At 67.3% G+C, this 17,450-nt stretch carries 12 protein-coding genes and 1 pseudogene; 8 read left to right on the forward strand and 5 right to left on the reverse strand.

Annotated features, from left to right (window positions below):
• Positions 1-96 precede the first annotated feature (96 nt).
• Positions 97-339, forward strand: coding sequence for a hypothetical protein (locus VT52_RS32160; RefSeq protein WP_046425317.1), 243 nt, complete (start codon positions 97-99; stop codon positions 337-339).
• 499 nt (positions 340-838) lie between these two features.
• Here the strand turns inward: VT52_RS32160 and VT52_RS32165 are convergent, their stop codons facing one another.
• The 4 genes from VT52_RS32165 to VT52_RS32180 form a co-directional block, all read right to left on the reverse strand.
• Positions 839-2,317, reverse strand: a complete 1,479-nt coding sequence (locus tag VT52_RS32165) for a CoA transferase (protein WP_046425319.1) — start codon at positions 2,315-2,317, stop codon at positions 839-841.
• 113 nt (positions 2,318-2,430) lie between these two features.
• Entirely contained in the window at positions 2,431-4,017 is a 1,587-nt protein-coding gene (locus VT52_RS32170) for a long-chain-fatty-acid--CoA ligase (RefSeq protein ID WP_240509969.1), read from the reverse strand.
• The gene (locus VT52_RS32175) at positions 4,014-7,121 is read right to left on the reverse strand and encodes a type I polyketide synthase (protein ID WP_053055624.1); all 3,108 of its coding nucleotides are present in this window, start codon (positions 7,119-7,121) and stop codon (positions 4,014-4,016) included. Before VT52_RS32175 ends, VT52_RS32170 begins: the two co-directional genes overlap by 4 nt.
• Before the next feature lie 89 nt (positions 7,122-7,210).
• Positions 7,211-7,546: an acyl carrier protein gene (locus tag VT52_RS32180; RefSeq protein ID WP_046425333.1), complete on the reverse strand. Its 336-nt coding sequence runs from the start codon at positions 7,544-7,546 to the stop codon at positions 7,211-7,213.
• Between the two features lie 766 nt (positions 7,547-8,312).
• On the opposite strand from VT52_RS32180, the pseudogene VT52_RS39800 reads away from it, so the two are divergent.
• The 6 genes and pseudogenes from VT52_RS39800 to VT52_RS36370 form a co-directional block, all read left to right on the forward strand.
• Positions 8,313-8,459 (forward strand): annotated as a pseudogene (locus VT52_RS39800) (diacylglycerol kinase family protein); the annotation flags it as partial.
• Between the two features lie 893 nt (positions 8,460-9,352).
• Positions 9,353-10,159 carry a maleylpyruvate isomerase N-terminal domain-containing protein gene (locus VT52_RS32185; protein WP_240509971.1) on the forward strand — a complete coding sequence of 269 codons (807 nt, stop codon included), beginning with the start codon at positions 9,353-9,355 and terminating at the stop codon, positions 10,157-10,159.
• A 351-nt stretch (positions 10,160-10,510) separates the two neighbouring features.
• Positions 10,511-11,281, forward strand: a complete 771-nt coding sequence (locus VT52_RS38285) for a thioesterase II family protein (protein WP_046425324.1) — start codon at positions 10,511-10,513, stop codon at positions 11,279-11,281.
• A gap of 161 nt (positions 11,282-11,442) precedes the next feature.
• A complete protein-coding gene (locus VT52_RS32195) occupies positions 11,443-12,336 on the forward strand; it encodes an SAM-dependent methyltransferase (RefSeq protein WP_167377762.1) in 894 nt (297 codons plus the stop codon).
• Positions 12,337-12,405: 69 nt separating this feature from the next.
• Positions 12,406-14,058, forward strand: a complete 1,653-nt coding sequence (locus VT52_RS32200) for an ISAzo13 family transposase (RefSeq protein WP_046425326.1) — start codon at positions 12,406-12,408, stop codon at positions 14,056-14,058.
• 222 nt (positions 14,059-14,280) lie between these two features.
• Entirely contained in the window at positions 14,281-14,502 is a 222-nt protein-coding gene (locus tag VT52_RS36370; protein ID WP_107481509.1) for a DUF397 domain-containing protein, read from the forward strand.
• A gap of 125 nt (positions 14,503-14,627) precedes the next feature.
• Here VT52_RS36370 and VT52_RS37365 read toward each other — a convergent pair.
• A protein-coding gene (locus tag VT52_RS37365) for an IS5 family transposase (RefSeq protein WP_107481507.1) occupies positions 14,628-15,445 on the reverse strand; the annotation gives its coding sequence in 2 pieces (ribosomal slippage) (positions 14,628-15,097 and positions 15,097-15,445; 819 coding nt in all).
• A gap of 322 nt (positions 15,446-15,767) precedes the next feature.
• On the opposite strand from VT52_RS37365, the gene VT52_RS32210 reads away from it, so the two are divergent.
• Positions 15,768-17,450: DNRLRE domain-containing protein (locus VT52_RS32210; RefSeq protein ID WP_143070951.1), on the forward strand; the 1,683-nt coding region annotated here is incomplete at its 3' end.

Raw genomic sequence — 17,450 nt, forward strand, 5'->3', positions numbered from 1 at the left:
CGCACGCCGGGGGAACCTCAGGTAGCTCGCGCCCGCCTCCACCCGGCGGCCATGCGCCTGCGGCGCATGTGCCCACAGACAGAAATGGAGCGAAGAATGCGCAACACCGTCAAGAAGGCCGTAGTCGTCGGTGCCAGCGTCCTGGCGTTCTCCGGCCTCGCCGTCGGCGCGGCTCAGGCGACGCCGCGGCAGGGCGCGGACATTCCCGGCAAGGGCCCCCTCCAGGAATGCACCAACTGGGGTAACGCCCTGCAGGCCCATGGGACGATCGTGGGATTCGCCTGCATGGAGGATGAAGGCGGCAACTCGTGGGAGCTGACCCCCTACTACGCCAACTGACCCTTGGCGTCCCGGTGACGCCCGTGGCGTCGGCAGGGGGAACGCCGACGAACGTGCCGAAGGCGGCGAGCAACCAGGCGCAGCCCAGCACGAGCCTTTCCCTTCAAGGGAACTACACCCAAGGCACTTTCGTGTTTCCGTCCCAAAGCCAGCCGTACTCAAGTGAAACGGCGAGGTTAGGAACGGGCCCCGTGACTACCTGGCCTTTCTCGGACTGGCAGCCGCCCCCTGCTGCTGCAAACCGCTCCTCAAACTGACCATGCAGGAAAGGGACTTGGGGCGCCGTACCGCGACAGCCGGCCATAGCCCAGCATGAGATCCCCGATGATCCCTCCCCGCGCGAAACCACTCGCGGAGGCGTTCGAGGCCGTCTGGTCCCGGGGCACCTCCACCCTCGCCACGAGAAGGGACAGCGGCTCACTGGTGGCGCGGCCGTTGACACATGGGCCGGCACGGGCTTGCGGCCGCAGTTCCTCTCGCCCGGACGGTCCGTCGACGCTCACGAGACGGAGTGGGCCGCCGCGGCTCCGTCGGCGCGCCAGACGGGGGCGGAGGACCCTCGGGGTACGAGGACGGGCCCGTGGCGCCAGTCAGCGGGGGTCTCGCTCAGCCGGACCGGAGGAGCGACGTGCTGGAACTCGCCCAGCGGGGTCTGATGGACCAACCACTCGGGCTCGGGTGGAGCGGCCGTCGTGCCGATCTGCGCGGCGACTTCCGACTTGTCCAGAGTGCCGAGCTCCCACGCCCAGTTGGCGCAGCCGGCGAGGGAGACACGGACGAGGTAACTGCCGCCCTCCCGCGCCTGTTTCAGGGTTGCGGCCATCACACCGGCCGCCGCGAAATAGGCCGCGAGGTAGTCATTGAGCATTCGGCCCGGGGGCATTTGCGGTCTCCCGTCGTCCCCCTCGTTCCAGTTGATGCCGACCAACGCCTGCGCCTGGTGGTCGAAGCCGCCACGTTCACCCCATGGGCCCGAATGGCCGTAGCAGTGGATGGAGCAGTAGATCAGCCCTTCGGAGATCTCCGCGCACTCCGCTGGGGTCAGCCCTAGCCGGGCCAGCTTCGAGGCCCGGTGATTGTGCACGAAGACATCGGTTTCGCGGAGCAGCTGGTCGAATATGCGGCGGCCGCCGCTGTCCTCGCGCAGTTCCAACCGGGTGGAGCGGATGCCCACAGCTGTTTCATTCCAGCACAGATCGTGTTCGAAGGCGTGCGGCTCGCACACGTGGAGCACATCAGCGCCATGTTCGGCCAGCGTACGCCCCATCGCGGTGCCGGCGAAGATGTGGGTGAACTGCAGACAACGCAGCGCCGACAGTGGCTGATCGCCGGCGGGCAGCGGTTTTATGGGCGCGTCGCCGATCTTCTCGATCGACACCAGCGGTTCTGTTTGGATCGCCTGGCTCTGCGGATGGGCCAGGAACTCCTCGCGGCTGCGCACCACCGCGAGCGGAATTCCTCGCTCAGCGGCGGCCTCTTCGAGGTCCCAGGATGTCCAGGAGGCGATGGCGCTCCGGATATGCTCCTGCGTATGCGCGGTGCCGAGGAGCGACAGCAACTCGTCACTCGGCCGCGGGTAGCAGGCGATGGGGATGACCCAGCGATCGTCGGCCGTCTGGTAGAAGTCGAAGACCGCGGGCGCGAGACCGCCATCGAGGCCCTGCAGCGAACCCATGTTGGATCCGTAGCCGTTGAGGCGGTTCCCTGCGCCCAGATAGGGCGTGAGAGAGTGGAGTGCCTGCGGTAGGTCAAGGCTGAGCCGCTGCCTGCGGCCGGTCGCCTCGTGCCAGATCTGCGCCGCTCCAGCGGCCGCCGACAGGAGAGGAACGCCTATGGCGGTCCCGAGTTTGAGGGTGGAGTCAAGCAACGGATCGGCGCCGGTCACCGAAATCTCACTGACCGCGTTCTCGAGCGACAGGCCGATCACGTCGAGAGAGGAATTCAGCTGACTCGTGAAATCAGGTTTGTTTTCCCTCATGGATACACACTTTCAGGAACTCGGTGAAGGATTGAACGCTTTTACCTTTGTGGACACCGAAATGTGCCGGTCACGCGCCATGAAGGGCGCCGACGAGGATGTACCGGCGGTACTCAGCGGCCGACCGGAGGCGTCTTCTCCGCGAGTTCGCCGCGCACCGTCCTGCGCAGGACCTTGCCGCTCGGATTTCTCGGCAGGGCCGCGGCGAAGTCGTAACTGGTGGGCACCTTGAAGTCGGCGATGCGGCCGCGCAGAGACAGCATCAGCTCGCGGGGGGTGACGCGCTGCCCCGGCTCAAGGACCACTCGGGCGTGCACCGATTCACCCCACCTGGGGTGCGGAATGCCCACGACCGCGACTTCGAGGACCGCTGGGTGGGCGCACAGCGCGGCCTCGATCTCGGCGGGATATACGTTTTCTCCTGCCACGATGATCATGTCGTTGACGCGGTCGCTGACGAACAGGTAGCCGTCCTCGTCGAGATAGCCCGCGTCGCCCATGCGGATCCATCCGTCGACCAGGGTCTCGGCCGTGGCGTCGGGGCGACGCCAGTACTCCAGCATCCGGGCGGGCGAGCGCACGCAGACCTCGCCGACCGTGCCAGGCGGCACCGGTTTGCCGTCCCGGCCGGTGATCCGCAGCGTGATGCCCGGGTACGCCCGGCCGGCGGCCAGCAGCCGGGGGTTGCCCTGCCTGTGGTCCTCGGGTGGCAGACAGGCCGCGAAGTTACCTGTCTCGCTGCTCCCGTAGATCTGCAGGAAGTCGCAGTCGATCATCTTCATGCACTGCTCGAGCAGTGGCGCCGAGATGGGGGAGCCACCGTAGACGACTTTGCGCAACGACTGGAAGCACGCGGGGTTGGCATCCGGCTCGTTGAAGAGCAGTTGCAGCATGGCGGGCGCCACGATCGCGGTGGTGATCCGCAGTTCTCTGATGAGTCTGAGAGCTGACGAGCTGACGAACATGGGCATGGAGACGATCGTCGCCCCGGCGTTGAAGCCCTGCATCGCGTACGAGAAGCCGCCTATGTGAAAGCCCGGCAGGCCGATCAGGCTGCGGTCGCCCGGCAGCCAGTCGAACCAGTCGAGACTGTGCTGCTCCATGGCCTCGGCCACGTTGAAGAAGCTGCGGTGCGGCAGCACGACACCCTTGGGCCGCCCGCTGGTGCCGCTCGTGTAGATCTGCACCACCGCGCTCTCCCGGTCGCCGCCAGATCCCGGGTCGGTGTCCGTGTGCGATGCGGTCCAGCCCACCCAGCCCGCGCCCCCGTCTTCGGAGTCGTCAGCGAGAACAACGGTCTCCAGGCGGTCGAGCCGGTCGCGCACACCTTCCGCAGCGGCTCGACCGCCTTCGTCGACCACCAGCAGCTCCGTGCCCGAGTCCGCCAGGATGTGATGGACCTCGTCCGGAGTCAGCCGCCAGTTGACGGGCACCAGCACCGCGCCGGTCTTCGCGCAGGCGAACGCGAGCTCCCAGTAGCGTTCCGACTCCTTGCCCAGGTACGCCACCCGGGAGTCGCGGCCGACCTGTGAGGCGAGCAACGCCTGTGCCACCCGGTTGCTCTCCTGGTGGAGCGCCTGGTAGGTGAGACTGCGGCCTTCGCTCAGGATGGCCGGGTGATCCGGCTGACGGGCCGCCTGGTATGCCAGAGCCGCGTGGAGCGTGTCGGTCTTCTTCGCGTCCATCATGGCGCCCTTCATCGCGACGACGGGATCAGCAGACTGCGGATGGAGCCGGCCAGGAGATCGATACGTGATTGCTCGAACGCCACGGCCGTCGGAAGCGCGACGGCGAACACCTGCTCAAGCCGGTTCTTCAGACTGACGGCCGTGAGCGAATCAAGGCCCAAGGAGGCGAAATCCGCGTCAGGTTCGATGTCCTCGACGTCCTGGTAGCGGAGAATCGCCACCAGCTCGCGGCGTATCGCTTCGTTGATCGCCCCGTTGCTCGCGTCCGCCGGCCACCCGGCCGACTTGGGCGCCACAGCCTTGCTCTCCTCTTCGAGGGCTGCGGCGGGCGGCGCCTCGGGCAGCGGACCGGGAGAGGCACTCGGTGCCGGACCGGTGCCGGACGGCAGCCAGTACCGCTTTCGATCGAACGTGTACGTCGGCAAGTCCACACGCCGGTGGGTAGTGCCCCGGTGGTACGCGGCCCAGTCGACGGACAGCCCGGCCATGTACAGGCTGGCGACAGCCCGGTCGATGGTCGCACCGTCCTCGTCGCCCGCACGGCTGCTGGCGGCCCACAAGTGGTCGTTCCTGGTGACGCACCGGCGTGCGAGCGAGATCAGGGAGGCCGAGGGGCCGATCTCCACGAACGCGTGCGTACCGCGGCGCTCGACCGCTTGTACCGCGCCCAGGAAATCGACGGGTTCGAGCAGATGGCGCATCCAGAAGGCCGGATCGGTGAATTCCGAGGCCCGGACCACTTTTCCGGTCAGTGCCGATACCACGGGCAAGCGCGGGGCACGGCAGTGGATGCCTTCGAACAGGGCGCGGAACTCGTCGGCCACCTCCGCCATCAGCGGTGAGTGGAAGGCGTGCGAGACGGGAAGCCGCTTGACGCGAATGTCCCGTCGGCGCGCATCCTCCAGCAGGGATTCCAGCGAACGCGAACCGCCCGAGACGACACACTGGTCGGGAGCGTTGATCGCCGCCAGCGCAAGATCGTCGTACGGGCCGAGCAGCGGGCTGATCTCCTCCGCCGCCACCGCCACGGCCGCCATGGCGCCCGGGGTGCTGACCGACTGCATGAGTCGGCCGCGTTCCGCGGCGATCCGGGCACCGTCCTCCAGGGAGAAGACGCCGGCCACCGTCGCCGCGACAAGCTCACCGATGCTGTGCCCGACCAGCACGCTGGGCCGCACCCCCCAGTCCGTCCACAGTTCCGCCAGGGCGTACTCCAGGCAGAACAGGACCGGTTGGCTGTACCGGGTCTGATGGATGTCGTCGCCGTGGTCGTCGGCGCCGACCAGCATGTCTCGCATCGAACGCCCTGTCAGGGGGCGGAGTGTCCGGTCGCATTCGTCGACGCGCTCCCTGAAGACAGGAAAGCGCCGGTAGAGCGCCGCCGCCATTCCCGAGAACTGCGAACCCTGCCCCGAGAAGAGGAAGGCCGCTTTACGCGCGCCGCCGACGGGCAACGCTCCGGCGGAGTGCAGGCGCCGATCCAGCAGCTGCGCCAGCTCTTCCCGGCTGGCGACTGCTCCTGCCAGACGCACCTTGTGGTGAGCCCGCCCGGTGTTGGAAGTGAAGCAGATGTCGGCCAGGGACGGCGGTGCGCCGGCGGCGAGGAACTGCTGGTACCGACGGATCTGCGAGCGCAAGGAGCGGTCGTTCTTCGCCGACAAGGTGAAGACATGGCCCCGCTCCCCGTCGGTCCCCGGATGACGATCGGACGCCTCGGCGTGCCCGTCCAGGGCGGGTCCGGCACAGCGAGCCGGAGCTTGTTCGAGTACGGCCGTGGCAATCGTCCCGGCGAAGCCGAAACCGTTCACCAGCGCTCGGCGGGGGGTGCCGTCCCACGTGAGCTCGCCCGTGGGCACCGTGACCGGGTATCTTTCCCACGGTATGCGCCCCGAGGGGCGCTCGAAATTGAGGTGCGGGTAGAACTTGCCGGCCTGCAACTGCAGAACGGTCTTGACCAGACCGGCCATTCCCGCGGCACCCTCCAGGTGCCCGATGTTGGTCTTCACAGAACCGACCGTCACCGGTGCGGCTCTGTCGTGCGATGCCGCGAAGAGTGCGGCGATCGAGCCCATCTCGATCGGGTCGCCCAAGGGCGTGCCGGTGCCGTGCGCCTCGACGTACTGGATGTGCCCCGGTTCGAGACCGGCCGCGGCCAGCGCGGCCCCCATCACCTGCTGCTGGGCCTGTCCGTTGGGCACGGTCAGGCCCGCGCTCTCACCGTCCTGGCGCACCGCGGTGCCACGCACGAGCGCGAGAACGGCGTCCCCGTCGCGTTCGGCGTCCGACAGACGTTTCAGGACGAGCACGCCGCATCCCTCGCCGCGGGCGTACCCGTCAGCCGAGTCGTCGAAGGTTTTGCACCGGCCGTCGGGAGACAACATGTTGGCCGCCCGTAACGCACCGTTGCTCACCGCGTTGTGTATCAGGTTCACGCCGCCGCACAGGGCGATGCCGCACTCCTTGTTGCGCAGTCCCTGCACGGCCAGGTGCAGCGCGACCAGTGAGGAGGAGCACGCGGTGTCGACACTGATGCTCGGCCCCCGCCAGCCCAGTGAGTAGCTGAGCCGGCCCGGCACGCTGCTGTGCGACAGACCGGTGCCTATGTAGCTGTCCACCTCCTCTGCGCGCACGCCCGCGGTGTCCAGTGCGTAGTCGAAGGAGCTGACGCCCATATAGACACCGCCTTCACGGTGCCGCCACGCCCCCGGAGGTATGCAGGCGTTCTCCAGCGCCTGCCACGTGGTCTCCAGGACCATCCGCTGTTGCGGGTCGAGGTAGGCCGCCTCACGAGGAGAGATGTTGAAGAAGGCAGCGTCGAAACGGTCGATCTCGTCCAGGAAGCCGCCGATGACCGGCTGTGCGTCCTCGGGATCCGAGCCGGTGAACATGTGCCGTCGGCTCTCCGGCATGGGGCGGATGCCTGACCGGCCCTTGGCGAGGAACTCGTCGAAATCCCGCAGGCTTTCGTTGCCACCGGGAAACCTGAGTCCGGCTCCCACGATGGCGATCGGTTCGTGTTTCTCCAGCAACAGCTCACGGATCACGGCGTCCTGCTCGTCGATCTTCCGCAGCAGGTCGCGCGGGGTCGCTTCGGAAAGCTCAGAGTTTTTTGACAACGTCCCGTCTCCGTGTCGGGTTGGGTCACGCCCCGTCGGGCTCTTCGGTCAGGGCGCCCAGAGATCGCGTGTGGGCTGACGGCGACGCTTCAACGGCGGAGGTCCGCATCGGGATCGGCGAAAGCCTCGGCGATGACATGCTCGGACAGATAAGAGACGAGCTGCTCGACCGTCGGCCTGTTGAAAAGCTGTGCGACCTCGAGTTCGCATCCGAGCGCCTTGTCCAGAGTGTATTTGATCTCGGACAACTGCAGAGATGTCAGACCCAGTTCGAAAAAAACAGAGTCGGGCGCAAGGTATTCGTCGTCTTCCATCAGCAGGGCTGACTTCAGTTCGTGTGTCACCAGCTCTTGCAGAGCTTCGCGCCGGTCGTAGAGCGGAATCTCCAGTAGATCACTTATTTCCGTGATGCGTTGATCTGCCATCACGAGATGGGACCACACCAAACTGACCTGCCGCTGATACGTGCCTGACCTGCCGCTGACACGCGCCTGACACCCCCAGCCGGAGTCCGCCGGGCGTGCACGGCGGGGACGCCACGTGAGGCGGGACTGGAGCCAGGCCCCGTGCCCGCGACATAGGTGGCCACGTTGTGCGGCACTCTCGCGGCCTGCTCGCCAGAGCGGCGGGGTACTGGTCGGAGGTCGCGGACGAACGAGTGGACACCCTGAACCTCCAGTCGAGGGTGAACGACGCCCGATCGGTCATGGCCGGAAGCACGTGCCGGGCTCCCGGGGCCGGCGGCGCCGGGAGCAAGGCAGGCGGCGCGGCCGGCACCTGCCGGCCCCGCCCGCCACGGACCCGATGCCGGCGCCTTGTCGTGAGCGCCGCTCCCACATCTCCCGCGGTGTGAAGCGCGCCGCCCCTCATCGGCGTCAGTGCCCTGTCAGTTGCGTGTCAGTGCCGTCTCAGGGCTGCCTGGCAGGGTTGGCCGCGAACCGTCCGGAACGGTCGTCACGCCGCATTTCGCGCCACACACGAGCAAGTGCCATGTCACGGTGACTCGGGTCCTCCTTCCGGGGTCCTCGCGGAGATGCGGTTCCGCGGGTCCGGGCAACAGGGCGCGTTCCGTTCCCTCCATCGTCCCGATATGGAGCTCGCTTTCATGGCAGTACAGGCAATCTCCACTTCCAGGCGCGCCCTGGGGGTCACCAATTCGATGGCGGGAACCAGGCGACGCCGAAAAGGCGGTTGGGCAGGCCTCGGCCGGCCATCTCGGTCCGCCGCCTCGACCTCGTCCTGGTGGTGGGCGGTGACGGTGCGGTGCGAGAAGTTACGGCGGGATTGATCGCCCACGACGGTCCCGCAGCCGCCGACATGGCGATCGTCCCAGCCGGTACGCGGGACTCCGCCTGCGGGATACCGCGGGGCGAGCGTCCGTGGGCGGCATCCTCGGCGGAAGTCGTCCGTACCGGTGGCGACGCGCCACCTCTTTTACGGCTCGGCCTCGCTTGCGTACGCGAGACGGGTGCCCACGTCCTTGCGGGCTGCGGCTCCGGTGTGACCGCCGAGACACTGGTCAAGGTCCGCTCACCACCGCTGACCGGCACGGCTCGCTGTGCGCAGGCCCGTGCTGAGAACGCCGCCTCATTCACCCCCTGCAAGGGCCGGGTGACTGTCGGCGGCGTCGTGCTCCGTGAGGGTCGGGCCGTGCCGACGAACTCGGAGTGCGGGCAGTACCGGGTACCGCTGTACTCACGGCTGGACGACGGGCTGCCCGACATCCGCGTGATCGAGGGGGAAGCGTCGCCCAGCGACGTCCCTGCGCTCGCGGCTGACGCGAGCCGCGCGGCTGCGCCCGCACAGCACGGGGGCCGCGAGAGCGGCGCAGTGGAGCGGCTGGACGGTGAGGCTCCCTGCTTCGAGCACGACGGCGAGCTGCGGCGGCCGGGCCCGCGGAGGATCTCTTCGACGCTTGTCCCCACGCCCTGCCCGTCCGGGGCACGCCCACCGGGGTTCTGTTCGCCCGCGCCGCGCACGAACCGCGGGGCGCGCCTGTCCCAGCCGTTCACCGGCCGCTCCGCCGGCCTACGGTCCGGCTGTGCACCAGCAGCCCTCGTCCGGTCCCGCGATTCCGGGAGTCTCGCCATCAAGTCGGTATCCGCACCGGTGGCGCGGGACCGACATGACGTCATCACGATCAAAAGCCAGCGTCGCGACTCGGCGGTGCGTAAGTGGGGGGTCACTCAGTGTCATCTATCGACTTCAAACGCCTGTGTGAGGGCGTGTTTTTGGAGACCGAGAGTTTCGTCGCCGCCCTGGACGGTGTGCCCCTGGAGCAACCGGTGCCGACCTGCCCTGGATGGACCGCCGGTCAGCTCCTGGTGCATGTGCACCAGGCCCAGGAGTGGGCGGCGGTCATTGTCGAGACCCGGGCCACCCAGAGGGTGTCGCTGCTGGAGATCGGTGGCGGCGACCTCTCCGGCGACTGGAGCGAGCAGATCCACCAGCTGACGCTTCGCGCGCTCGACAGCTTCGGCGATCCGGTGGATCGAAGGCGTCTGTCGCAGTGGATCACCGACGGGGCCCGGAGGCTGACCTCCGCGCTCCTTGAGGCCGGACCGGACACGGCCGTCTGGCGGGAGTTCTGCCCTCCGCGCGTGAGGACCTGGGCCCGCTGGGCGTTGCTCGAGACATCGCTACATCGGGCGGACGCGGAAGTGCTCGCCGCCCGGGAGTTCCGCATCGACACCGATCTCGCGGTCGACAGCATCGACCAGTGGCTCGCTTACGTCCGTGAACCTGCCGCCGCGCCGTTCCTCGACCCCCGGTTGGCGAACATGAAGGGCAACGGCGAGCGACTGCGCTTCCAGCCCACGGACGTGGACGGTCACGAAGGCTGGCTGGCGGTGTGCACTCCCCAAGGACTGGCCACCTCCGCCTGGCGGCCGGGTGACGGCGATGACGTGGTTGCCCGCGGAACGGCTTCGGATCTCCTTCTGCTGCTCAAGCGCCGGATCCCCGAGGCGGGGTCCTCCGTGGCCGTGACCGGTGAGAGGGCCCTGCTCGAACGCTGGCTGGACAACGTTCTGTGCTGAGGCCCGCTGATGCCTCGTACGCCGACCCGCAAACCAGCAGTTCCGAGGCGGACGCCCGGCCCTTCGGCGGCAGGCGTGGCGCGGCAACGCATCGGACGCCGCGCTCGCCGGGAAGCACGTGAGCGCCCGGATGCCGGGCCGGTTGCCCAGGCCGCGGCGAACCGACGGACCTCCGCTTCGGCTCGGCGACAGCGGCACACACAGTGCTGCGCCGCGTCACCCGGGCTACGGCGGCCGGCCGCCGTTCCTGCCCACTGCCGTGTCCGCTGCCTACGGGAAGGCTTGGCGGCGCATCGAGGAACTGCACTCCGCAAACAAACGCCTCCTCACGACGACACAGACCGAGGCCACATGTCACACGCACCCTCGCAACCCGGTGAATGGTTCCCGCCCTCAGGCCGCGCCCCTGACGACGACGCGGACGTCCAGTTGTTCCTCTTCCCGCACGCCGGTGGAACTGGCGCGATGTACCGGGAGTGGGCGGCGACGGTGCCTGCCACCGTCGAGCCGCGCGTGCTCCATCTGCCGGGCCGGTGGGGACGTGGGGACGAGGCGCCCCTCACCCGGCTCCCGCTGCTACTGGCGCGCATAGGTGAGGCGCTGGAAGCCGAACTGGACGGCCGTCCCTACGCGTTGTTCGGGCACAGCTTCGGCGCGCTTCTGGCGTATCGGCTTGCCGTTCAGTTCGAGAAGGAGGGCATGACGGCGCCCTCCGTGCTGGCCGTCTCCGGCTGGGTTCCCGGCGAAGACATACTGGCGAAGCAGCGGGCGGTACCGGAAATGTCCGATGACGAACTCGTAGCGGCAGTAAAGGAGTTGGGACTGTTGCCTACGGGGTCCGTACTGGCTGAAGAGCTCCTGAGAACGGCGCTACCGGCGCTGCGCGCCGATTTCGGGGCGGCGGCCGAGTACTTGGACGACGGTGCGCAGGTCTCCTGTCCGGTGGTCGCGTTCGCCGGCCGGTCGGACCCGCTCGTCGTCGCGCGTGCGATGGGGGTGTGGGCCGATCGCACCTCGAACTTCGTCGGCGTCACGGAGTACCCAGGAGACCACTTCTACCTCTTCGACCACGCCATTTCCCTGCAGCTGAGCCTTCAGCAACTTCTGCAGCTCCCGACGTAGCCGATTTGGCGCGTGCAGGGACCCGCGCGTATGGGCGGCTTCAGGACGGACCGACCTGCGGGACAGCCTGAGCACCGTCCACAGATTCTCCACCCTTCTTTCAAGGCGCGCAGCGCCCACGACATCGCTATCGCCGAATACCGCACAGAGAGGACGAAACTGTGTCCGACATCAAACCGCCCAGTGGAATCGGATGGACCGCACTGCTCACCGCATATTGCAGGTCGGTCGAATCCGAACGGCCGGACCGCCTTTTCAGCGATCCGCTGGGGGCCGTGTTCGCTTCCGGAGCGACTGAGACGAGCACACCCGACGCTGAAAGGCCCCGGCTCGGACCGGCGAACGGCGACCACACAACCGGGATGTGGCACTTCTACTGCACCTACATCGCGATGCGGACACCGTTCTACGACCAGCGTCTCACGCATGCTGTCGCGTCCGGCTGCAGGCAGGTCGTTCTTCTCGCGGCGGGACTGGACAGCCGCGCCTACAGGCTTGATCTGCCCGACGACACCACGGTTTTCGAACTGGACCAGGACGCTGTTCTGGACTACAAGCAACGCGTGCTCGACCGGGAGCAGGCGCAGGCGTCCTGCCGCCGCGTCCCGATCGCCGTCGACCTGCGCGAGGAGTGGACCGGGCCGCTGCTCGCTGCGGGCTTCGACCCGAAAAAAGCGACCGTGTGGATAGTGGAGGGATTGTTGATGTACCTCTCCGACAGCGACTGCTCCCAGCTGTCGAAAACGGTTGGCTCGCTGTCGGCACCGGGCAGTCGCCTGGTCACGGAGTATTACAGTCGGCAACCGCGGGTCGAGGACATGAGAAGTGGTTCGAAGGACGAACAGGAACAGGCCTCCTGGGCGCTGGCCATGGAACAGTTCGACACCGGTCCCACGTCTTCTCCCGCCACTTGGCTGGCGGATCACCGATGGGAGCTCACGGGTCTCACGCACGTAGCTGCGGAGACCCATCGATGGAATCGTCCACTTCCGGCCGAACTCGACCAGAGCGACATCGTCCTCTGGCTCCTCGAAGGAGAGTTCAAGGCGACCTGAGAGCAGGGAGCCGCCGAAAAATAACTTCGGTTTCTTGTAGGTGAGTTGGGGCCGTAGGGTGCCGTTGTGATGGAGGGGATCGGGTCGGTGCTGGCGGAGAAGTTCGCACGGTTGCTGCCGCATCTGGACGAGCGGCGGCGCAGGCTGGTGCTGGGGGCGGAAGCGCGGGCTCTGGGGTATGGCGGTGTCCGGTTGGTCGCTCGTGCTGCCGGGGTGTCGGAGGAGACGGTCTCGCGCGGGGTGGCGGAACTGACCGGCGCGCCTGGGCCCTCGGACCGGGTGAGGCGGGAGGGCGGGGGTCGCAGACGTTTGTGTGAGAAGCATCCCGGCCTGGTACCGGCCTTGCTGGCGCTGGTCGAGCCCGACCAGCGGGGTGATCCGGAGTCGCCACTGCTGTGGACGACGAAGTCGACGCGGAAGCTGGCCGGTGAGTTGACCGCCCAGGGATTCCGGGTGGGGGCCGACACGGTTGCGGCCCTGCTGAAGGAGGAGGGCTTCTCCCTGCAGGGCACCAGCCGGACCACCGAGGGAGCCCGTCATCCGGACCGGGATGCTCAGTTCCACTACATCAACGGCCAGGTCCGGGAGTTCACCGGAGCCGGTGAACCCGTGATCAGTGTGGATGCCAAGAAGAAGGAAGTGCTGGGCGACTACGCGGTCATCGGGCGGGAGTGGCACCGCAGCGGTGAACCGGTAAGGGCAAGGGCCCATGATTACCCCGAGAAGAACGCGCAGAAGGCTGTCCCGTACGGGATCTACGATCTGTCCGCGGACACCGGCTGGGTGTCGGTGGGCTGTGACGGCGACACCTCCGCGTTCGCGGTGGCCACCCTCCGGCGCTGGTGGGACGGTGAGGGTCGGCACCGCTACCCGCATGCGACCCGTCTGCTGATCACCGCCGACGCCGGTGGCTCGAACGGCTACCGGGTGAAAGCATGGAAGAAGGAACTCGCGGACTTCGCCCTCGAGACGGGCTTGGCTGTGACGGTCTGCCACTTCCCTCCCGACACTTCGAAGTGGAACAAAATAGAGCACCGGCTCTTCTCACGCATCAGCACGAACTGGCGCGGACGCCCGCTGACCAGCCATGAGGTCGTCGTCAACACCATCGGCGCGGTCACCACGAGCACGGGCCTGACCGTCCACGCCGAGCTCGACCCCGGCCGATACCCCACCGGCGTCACCGTCTCCGACGACGTCATGGAACGCCTCCCGTTCACCCCCCACGACTGGCACGGCACCTGGAACTACACGCTGCGTCCCGAACCCCTCGCCCCACCAGTTCCGCCGCCGCCCCGCGATACGTCGTTCGGACGCTTCCCACCCGGGGACAAGACGCCCGCCTGGCTCCGGCATCCCAGTCTCACCGGCCTGGAACCCGCAGCCTTTGACGACCTCGTCATCCGCTACCGCGCCTACCTCGCCGAACACCCCCCGATCCTGCTTCCCGGCAAACGCCCCGACGGCGGTCCCGGCGCAGGCGGCCGGCGCCTGTCCGCCGCCGACCAACTTGTTGTCCACCTCCTGAAGAACCGCTGGTCCATGGCACAGGCACCCCTCGCCGAGGCGACTGGGCTGTCCAAGAACAGGATCGGTGCCACCCTCCGGGAAACCACACCCGTTCTCGCCGCCCTCGGCCAAACGTTTCCCACCGGCCCCCTCACCGTGACCACGGCCCGACAACTCGCTGCCATCGCCGGACACGACCTCAGACTCGAGTAAGCCCCATCAAGATCGAGAAGTTATTTTTCGGCGGCTCCCTGACCAGCGGGGAGGCCAACTGACCGCCAGCGGGGAGTCTGCCGTGTCCTCTGACAAGAACTCCCATCATCGCAGGTCACAAGGCTCTTCCTCGTTCTCGGAGAAGTTGTCCACAGACCTCAGCCGGTGGATCCGGGCTCAGACCCCGGCATTCCTGATGGAACTCGAAGAGAAACTATGGAAATGACTGATCACGCGAACCCCGTACCTGCTACCCACTTCGCTCCGGAAGGCTCGTGGTTCAAGTCGTCGTACAGCGACCAGGGCGGCGGCAACTGCGTCGAGGTCGCGAGCCAGCTGGGAGCTATAGGCGTCCGCGACTCCAAGGACAAGACCGGCCCTGCACTTGTTGTATCGACTGCTGCGTGGTCCTCGTTCGTCGGCACCATGGGGAAGCGCTGCTGAAACAAGCCCCGTCTACTCATCCCCAGCAGTGGCCCGCCTCCCCGGTTAGATCCGGCGAGGCGGGCCACTGCCCGTACACCCACGACGCAGGAGTGGGGGAAGACCACTCCGTTTTAGACCGTGTCCTATGTGGTGAGGCGGACGAGTCGCTTGTAGCAGCAGATGGCGGCGGCGAGGCCGAGAAAGGCCAGGTAGTTGCGGGGATCGCGTTCGTAGCGGGGGCTGAGTCGGCGATAGCCGGACAGCCACGACATGGTGCGCTCGATGACCCAGCGGCGGCGCCCTAATCGTTCGCTGGGCTCGATGCCTTTGCGGGCGATGCGCACGCCGATCCGCTTCCCGCGGAGCCATCGCCGCAGATGGGGAATGTCGTACGCCTTGTCGGCGTGCAGGCGTTGAGGTGTGAAGTGGCGGCCGCGGTGGGGGTCGTGTCTCGTTTGGTGACCCTCGACCATGGGCTTCAGCGCTTCGCTGTCGTGGGTGTTGGCGGCCGAGACGCCGACGACCAGGGGCAGTCCGTTCGCGTCCGACAGGACGTGCATCTTGGAGCCCGGCTTACCCCGGTCCACGGGGCTCGGACCTGTGAGTTCGCCCCTTTTTTAGCCCGCACGTGAGCGGAGTCGAGGACCACGCGCGAGACGTCGATGAGGCCGGCGTCATCGAGTCGGTGCAGCACCGCCTCATGCAGCCGGCCCCACACACCGGCCCGCGACCAGATCAGGAACCGGCGGTGCGCGGTCGACTTCGATATCCCGAAGCACGGCGGCAGAGCCCGCCAGGCACAACCGCTGACCAGCACGTAGATGATCGCCGCGAACAGCGTCTCATCAGGCGTGTCCTGCCTGCCGCCGCCTTTTGGTCGCACCTTCGCCGGTGGGATCAGCGGCTCGGCGATCTCCCACAGCCCGTCCGGAACAATCCAACTCCACGTACCCCGCCCCATGAACAGCTCAACGAGCGATCACCACATAGGACACGGTCTTAGGGTCGTGACCAGGAAGGTCCGCCGGGACTGGTCGTCGGCCCATGGGGAGGTCATCTCCCGGTGGGGTGGCAGTGCAGTCAACGCCCTGAGCTCGTCGGGGTGCCCGTGTGTGGCATATGTCACTCAATCGGTCGCGGCTTTTAGTTCGCCGGAGGAGCAATGTCCACTTGTGGTGATCTAGAAGTTTTCATGAGCTTGGCTTTACTCTCCCGTGTGCGGTCTGTGGAAGATCGTTCACGGTACGTCAGAGTCTGGGGAGATTCTGTGGGGAGGATGTGTCATGCCTGTGGGTGCGCGACTGCGTGCAGTTGGGGTGGTGTTGTCCGTTGCGGTGGTGCTGAGCGGGCTCACGGTGACCAGCGCGGCGGGGCTTGCTCGCGACGGGGCACCTGCTGCCGTGCTGTCGGAAGCAGCGCCCACGGACCAGGCCGCGCTCACCGAGGCCGAGGCGTTTGCTCAGGCCAAGCGCACCGACAAGCCGGTGGAAGTGGGTTCGCTGCGAGGGGAGAGCAGCGAGGTCTATGCCACGCCCGAGGGAAACCTGGAGGCGCGGGAGCATCTGCGGCCTGTACGGGCGAGGGTGGGGGGCCAGTGGAAGCCGATCGACACGGACTTGGTGAAGACCGGCAGTGGCATGGTCGCACCGAAGGTCACCACCATCGGCCTGGAGTTCTCGGGCGGCGGTAGCGCGCCGATGGTGCGGATGACCAAAGCAGGGCGGGAGCTGGCGTTGTCATGGCCTGGAACGCTTCCCGCTCCGCGGATCGAGGGGGCCGGCGCGACGTATTCCGATGTCCTGCCTGGTGTGGATCTGCGGCTCAGGGCTCAGGAGGACGGGTTCACGCAGTTGCTGGTGGTGAAGTCGGCGGACGCCGCGGCCAGTAGCGAGCTGGCGGCGCTGCGGTTGAAACTGGACGGCGAAGGCGTGGACCTCCGTGAGACGGATGAGGGTGGCCTGGAGGCCGTCGACAAGGGCGCCGGTAGTGCGGTGTTCGAGGCGCCGCAGCCGCTCATGTGGGATTCGAGTGAGGGTTCCTCGGCTCCGAAGCCCACTGCCGCGCGCTCGTCGAGTGCAGCGGCCGCGGCAGAAGGCCCTGCCGGTGTCGCGCCCGGAGCCGCCGAGTCGGGAAAGCTGGCGCCGGTCGGTGTCGAGGTGCCTGCCGGGCAGGACGAGCTGGTGCTGAAACCGGATGCGGAGGTGCTGAAGGGTCAGGACACGGTGTACCCGGTGTTTATCGACCCGCAGTGGTACTCGCCGAAGGCGTCGGCGTGGACGATGGTCTCGAAGTACTGGGCGTCGTCTCCTCAGTGGAAGTTCAATGGAGACGCGGACGCGGGTATGGGGTACTGCGGCTGGTCGTACTGTCAGCCGTACGACATCAAGCGTCTCTTCTACCGGATCCCGGTGTCCCAGTTCGCGGGCAGGTCGGTGCTGTCGGCGGAGTTCGTGGTGCGCAACACCTGGTCGGCGTCCTGTGATGCGCGCAGCGTGCAGCTGTGGCGGACCAAGGACATCTCGTCATCGACGACATGGAACTCGCAGAACGCATCTGGGTTCTGGATCAAGCAGCTGTCCTCGAAGTCGTTCGCGTACGACTTCGAAGGGTGTGCGGCCAAGGACGCCGAATTCGATGTGAAGTCGGCGGTCCAGGAGGCCGCGGACAAGAACTGGTCCACGATGACATTCGGCCTCCAGGCCGCCAGTGAGAGTGACGCCTACGGTTGGAAGCGGTTCTCCGACGACGCGTACCTGCGGGTGCGGTACAACCGTCCGCCGTCCCAGATCAGGACATCGCAGCTGACGATGGAGTACGGCGGCATGTGTAAGAAGTGGGATTTCGCGCCGCGCGTCCGCACGCTGGGCAAGATCTCCGCGAACAACGTCACCGACCCGGACGGCGACAACGTCGCGGTGCAGTTCCAGGCGAAGTGGGACTCGGGTGACGCTGAGATTGAAAGGGTG

This window comes from Streptomyces malaysiense, assembly GCF_000980885.2.
Lineage (GTDB): Bacteria > Actinomycetota > Actinomycetes > Streptomycetales > Streptomycetaceae > Streptomyces > Streptomyces malaysiense.

Excerpts from the sequence above, each read along its gene's own strand:
- VT52_RS32200 (WP_046425326.1), top strand. The coding sequence starts at position 12,406 with ATGGAGGGGATCGGGTCGGTGCTGGCGGAGAAGTTCGCACGGTTGCTG.
- VT52_RS32165 (WP_046425319.1), bottom strand. The coding sequence starts at position 2,317 with ATGAGGGAAAACAAACCTGATTTCACGAGTCAGCTGAATTCCTCTCTC.
- VT52_RS36370 (WP_107481509.1), top strand. The coding sequence starts at position 14,281 with ATGACTGATCACGCGAACCCCGTACCTGCTACCCACTTCGCTCCGGAA.
- VT52_RS32180 (WP_046425333.1), bottom strand. The coding sequence starts at position 7,546 with ATGGCAGATCAACGCATCACGGAAATAAGTGATCTACTGGAGATTCCG.
- VT52_RS32170 (WP_240509969.1), bottom strand. The coding sequence starts at position 4,017 with ATGAAGGGCGCCATGATGGACGCGAAGAAGACCGACACGCTCCACGCG.
- VT52_RS32160 (WP_046425317.1), top strand. The coding sequence starts at position 97 with ATGCGCAACACCGTCAAGAAGGCCGTAGTCGTCGGTGCCAGCGTCCTG.
- VT52_RS38285 (WP_046425324.1), top strand. The coding sequence starts at position 10,511 with ATGTCACACGCACCCTCGCAACCCGGTGAATGGTTCCCGCCCTCAGGC.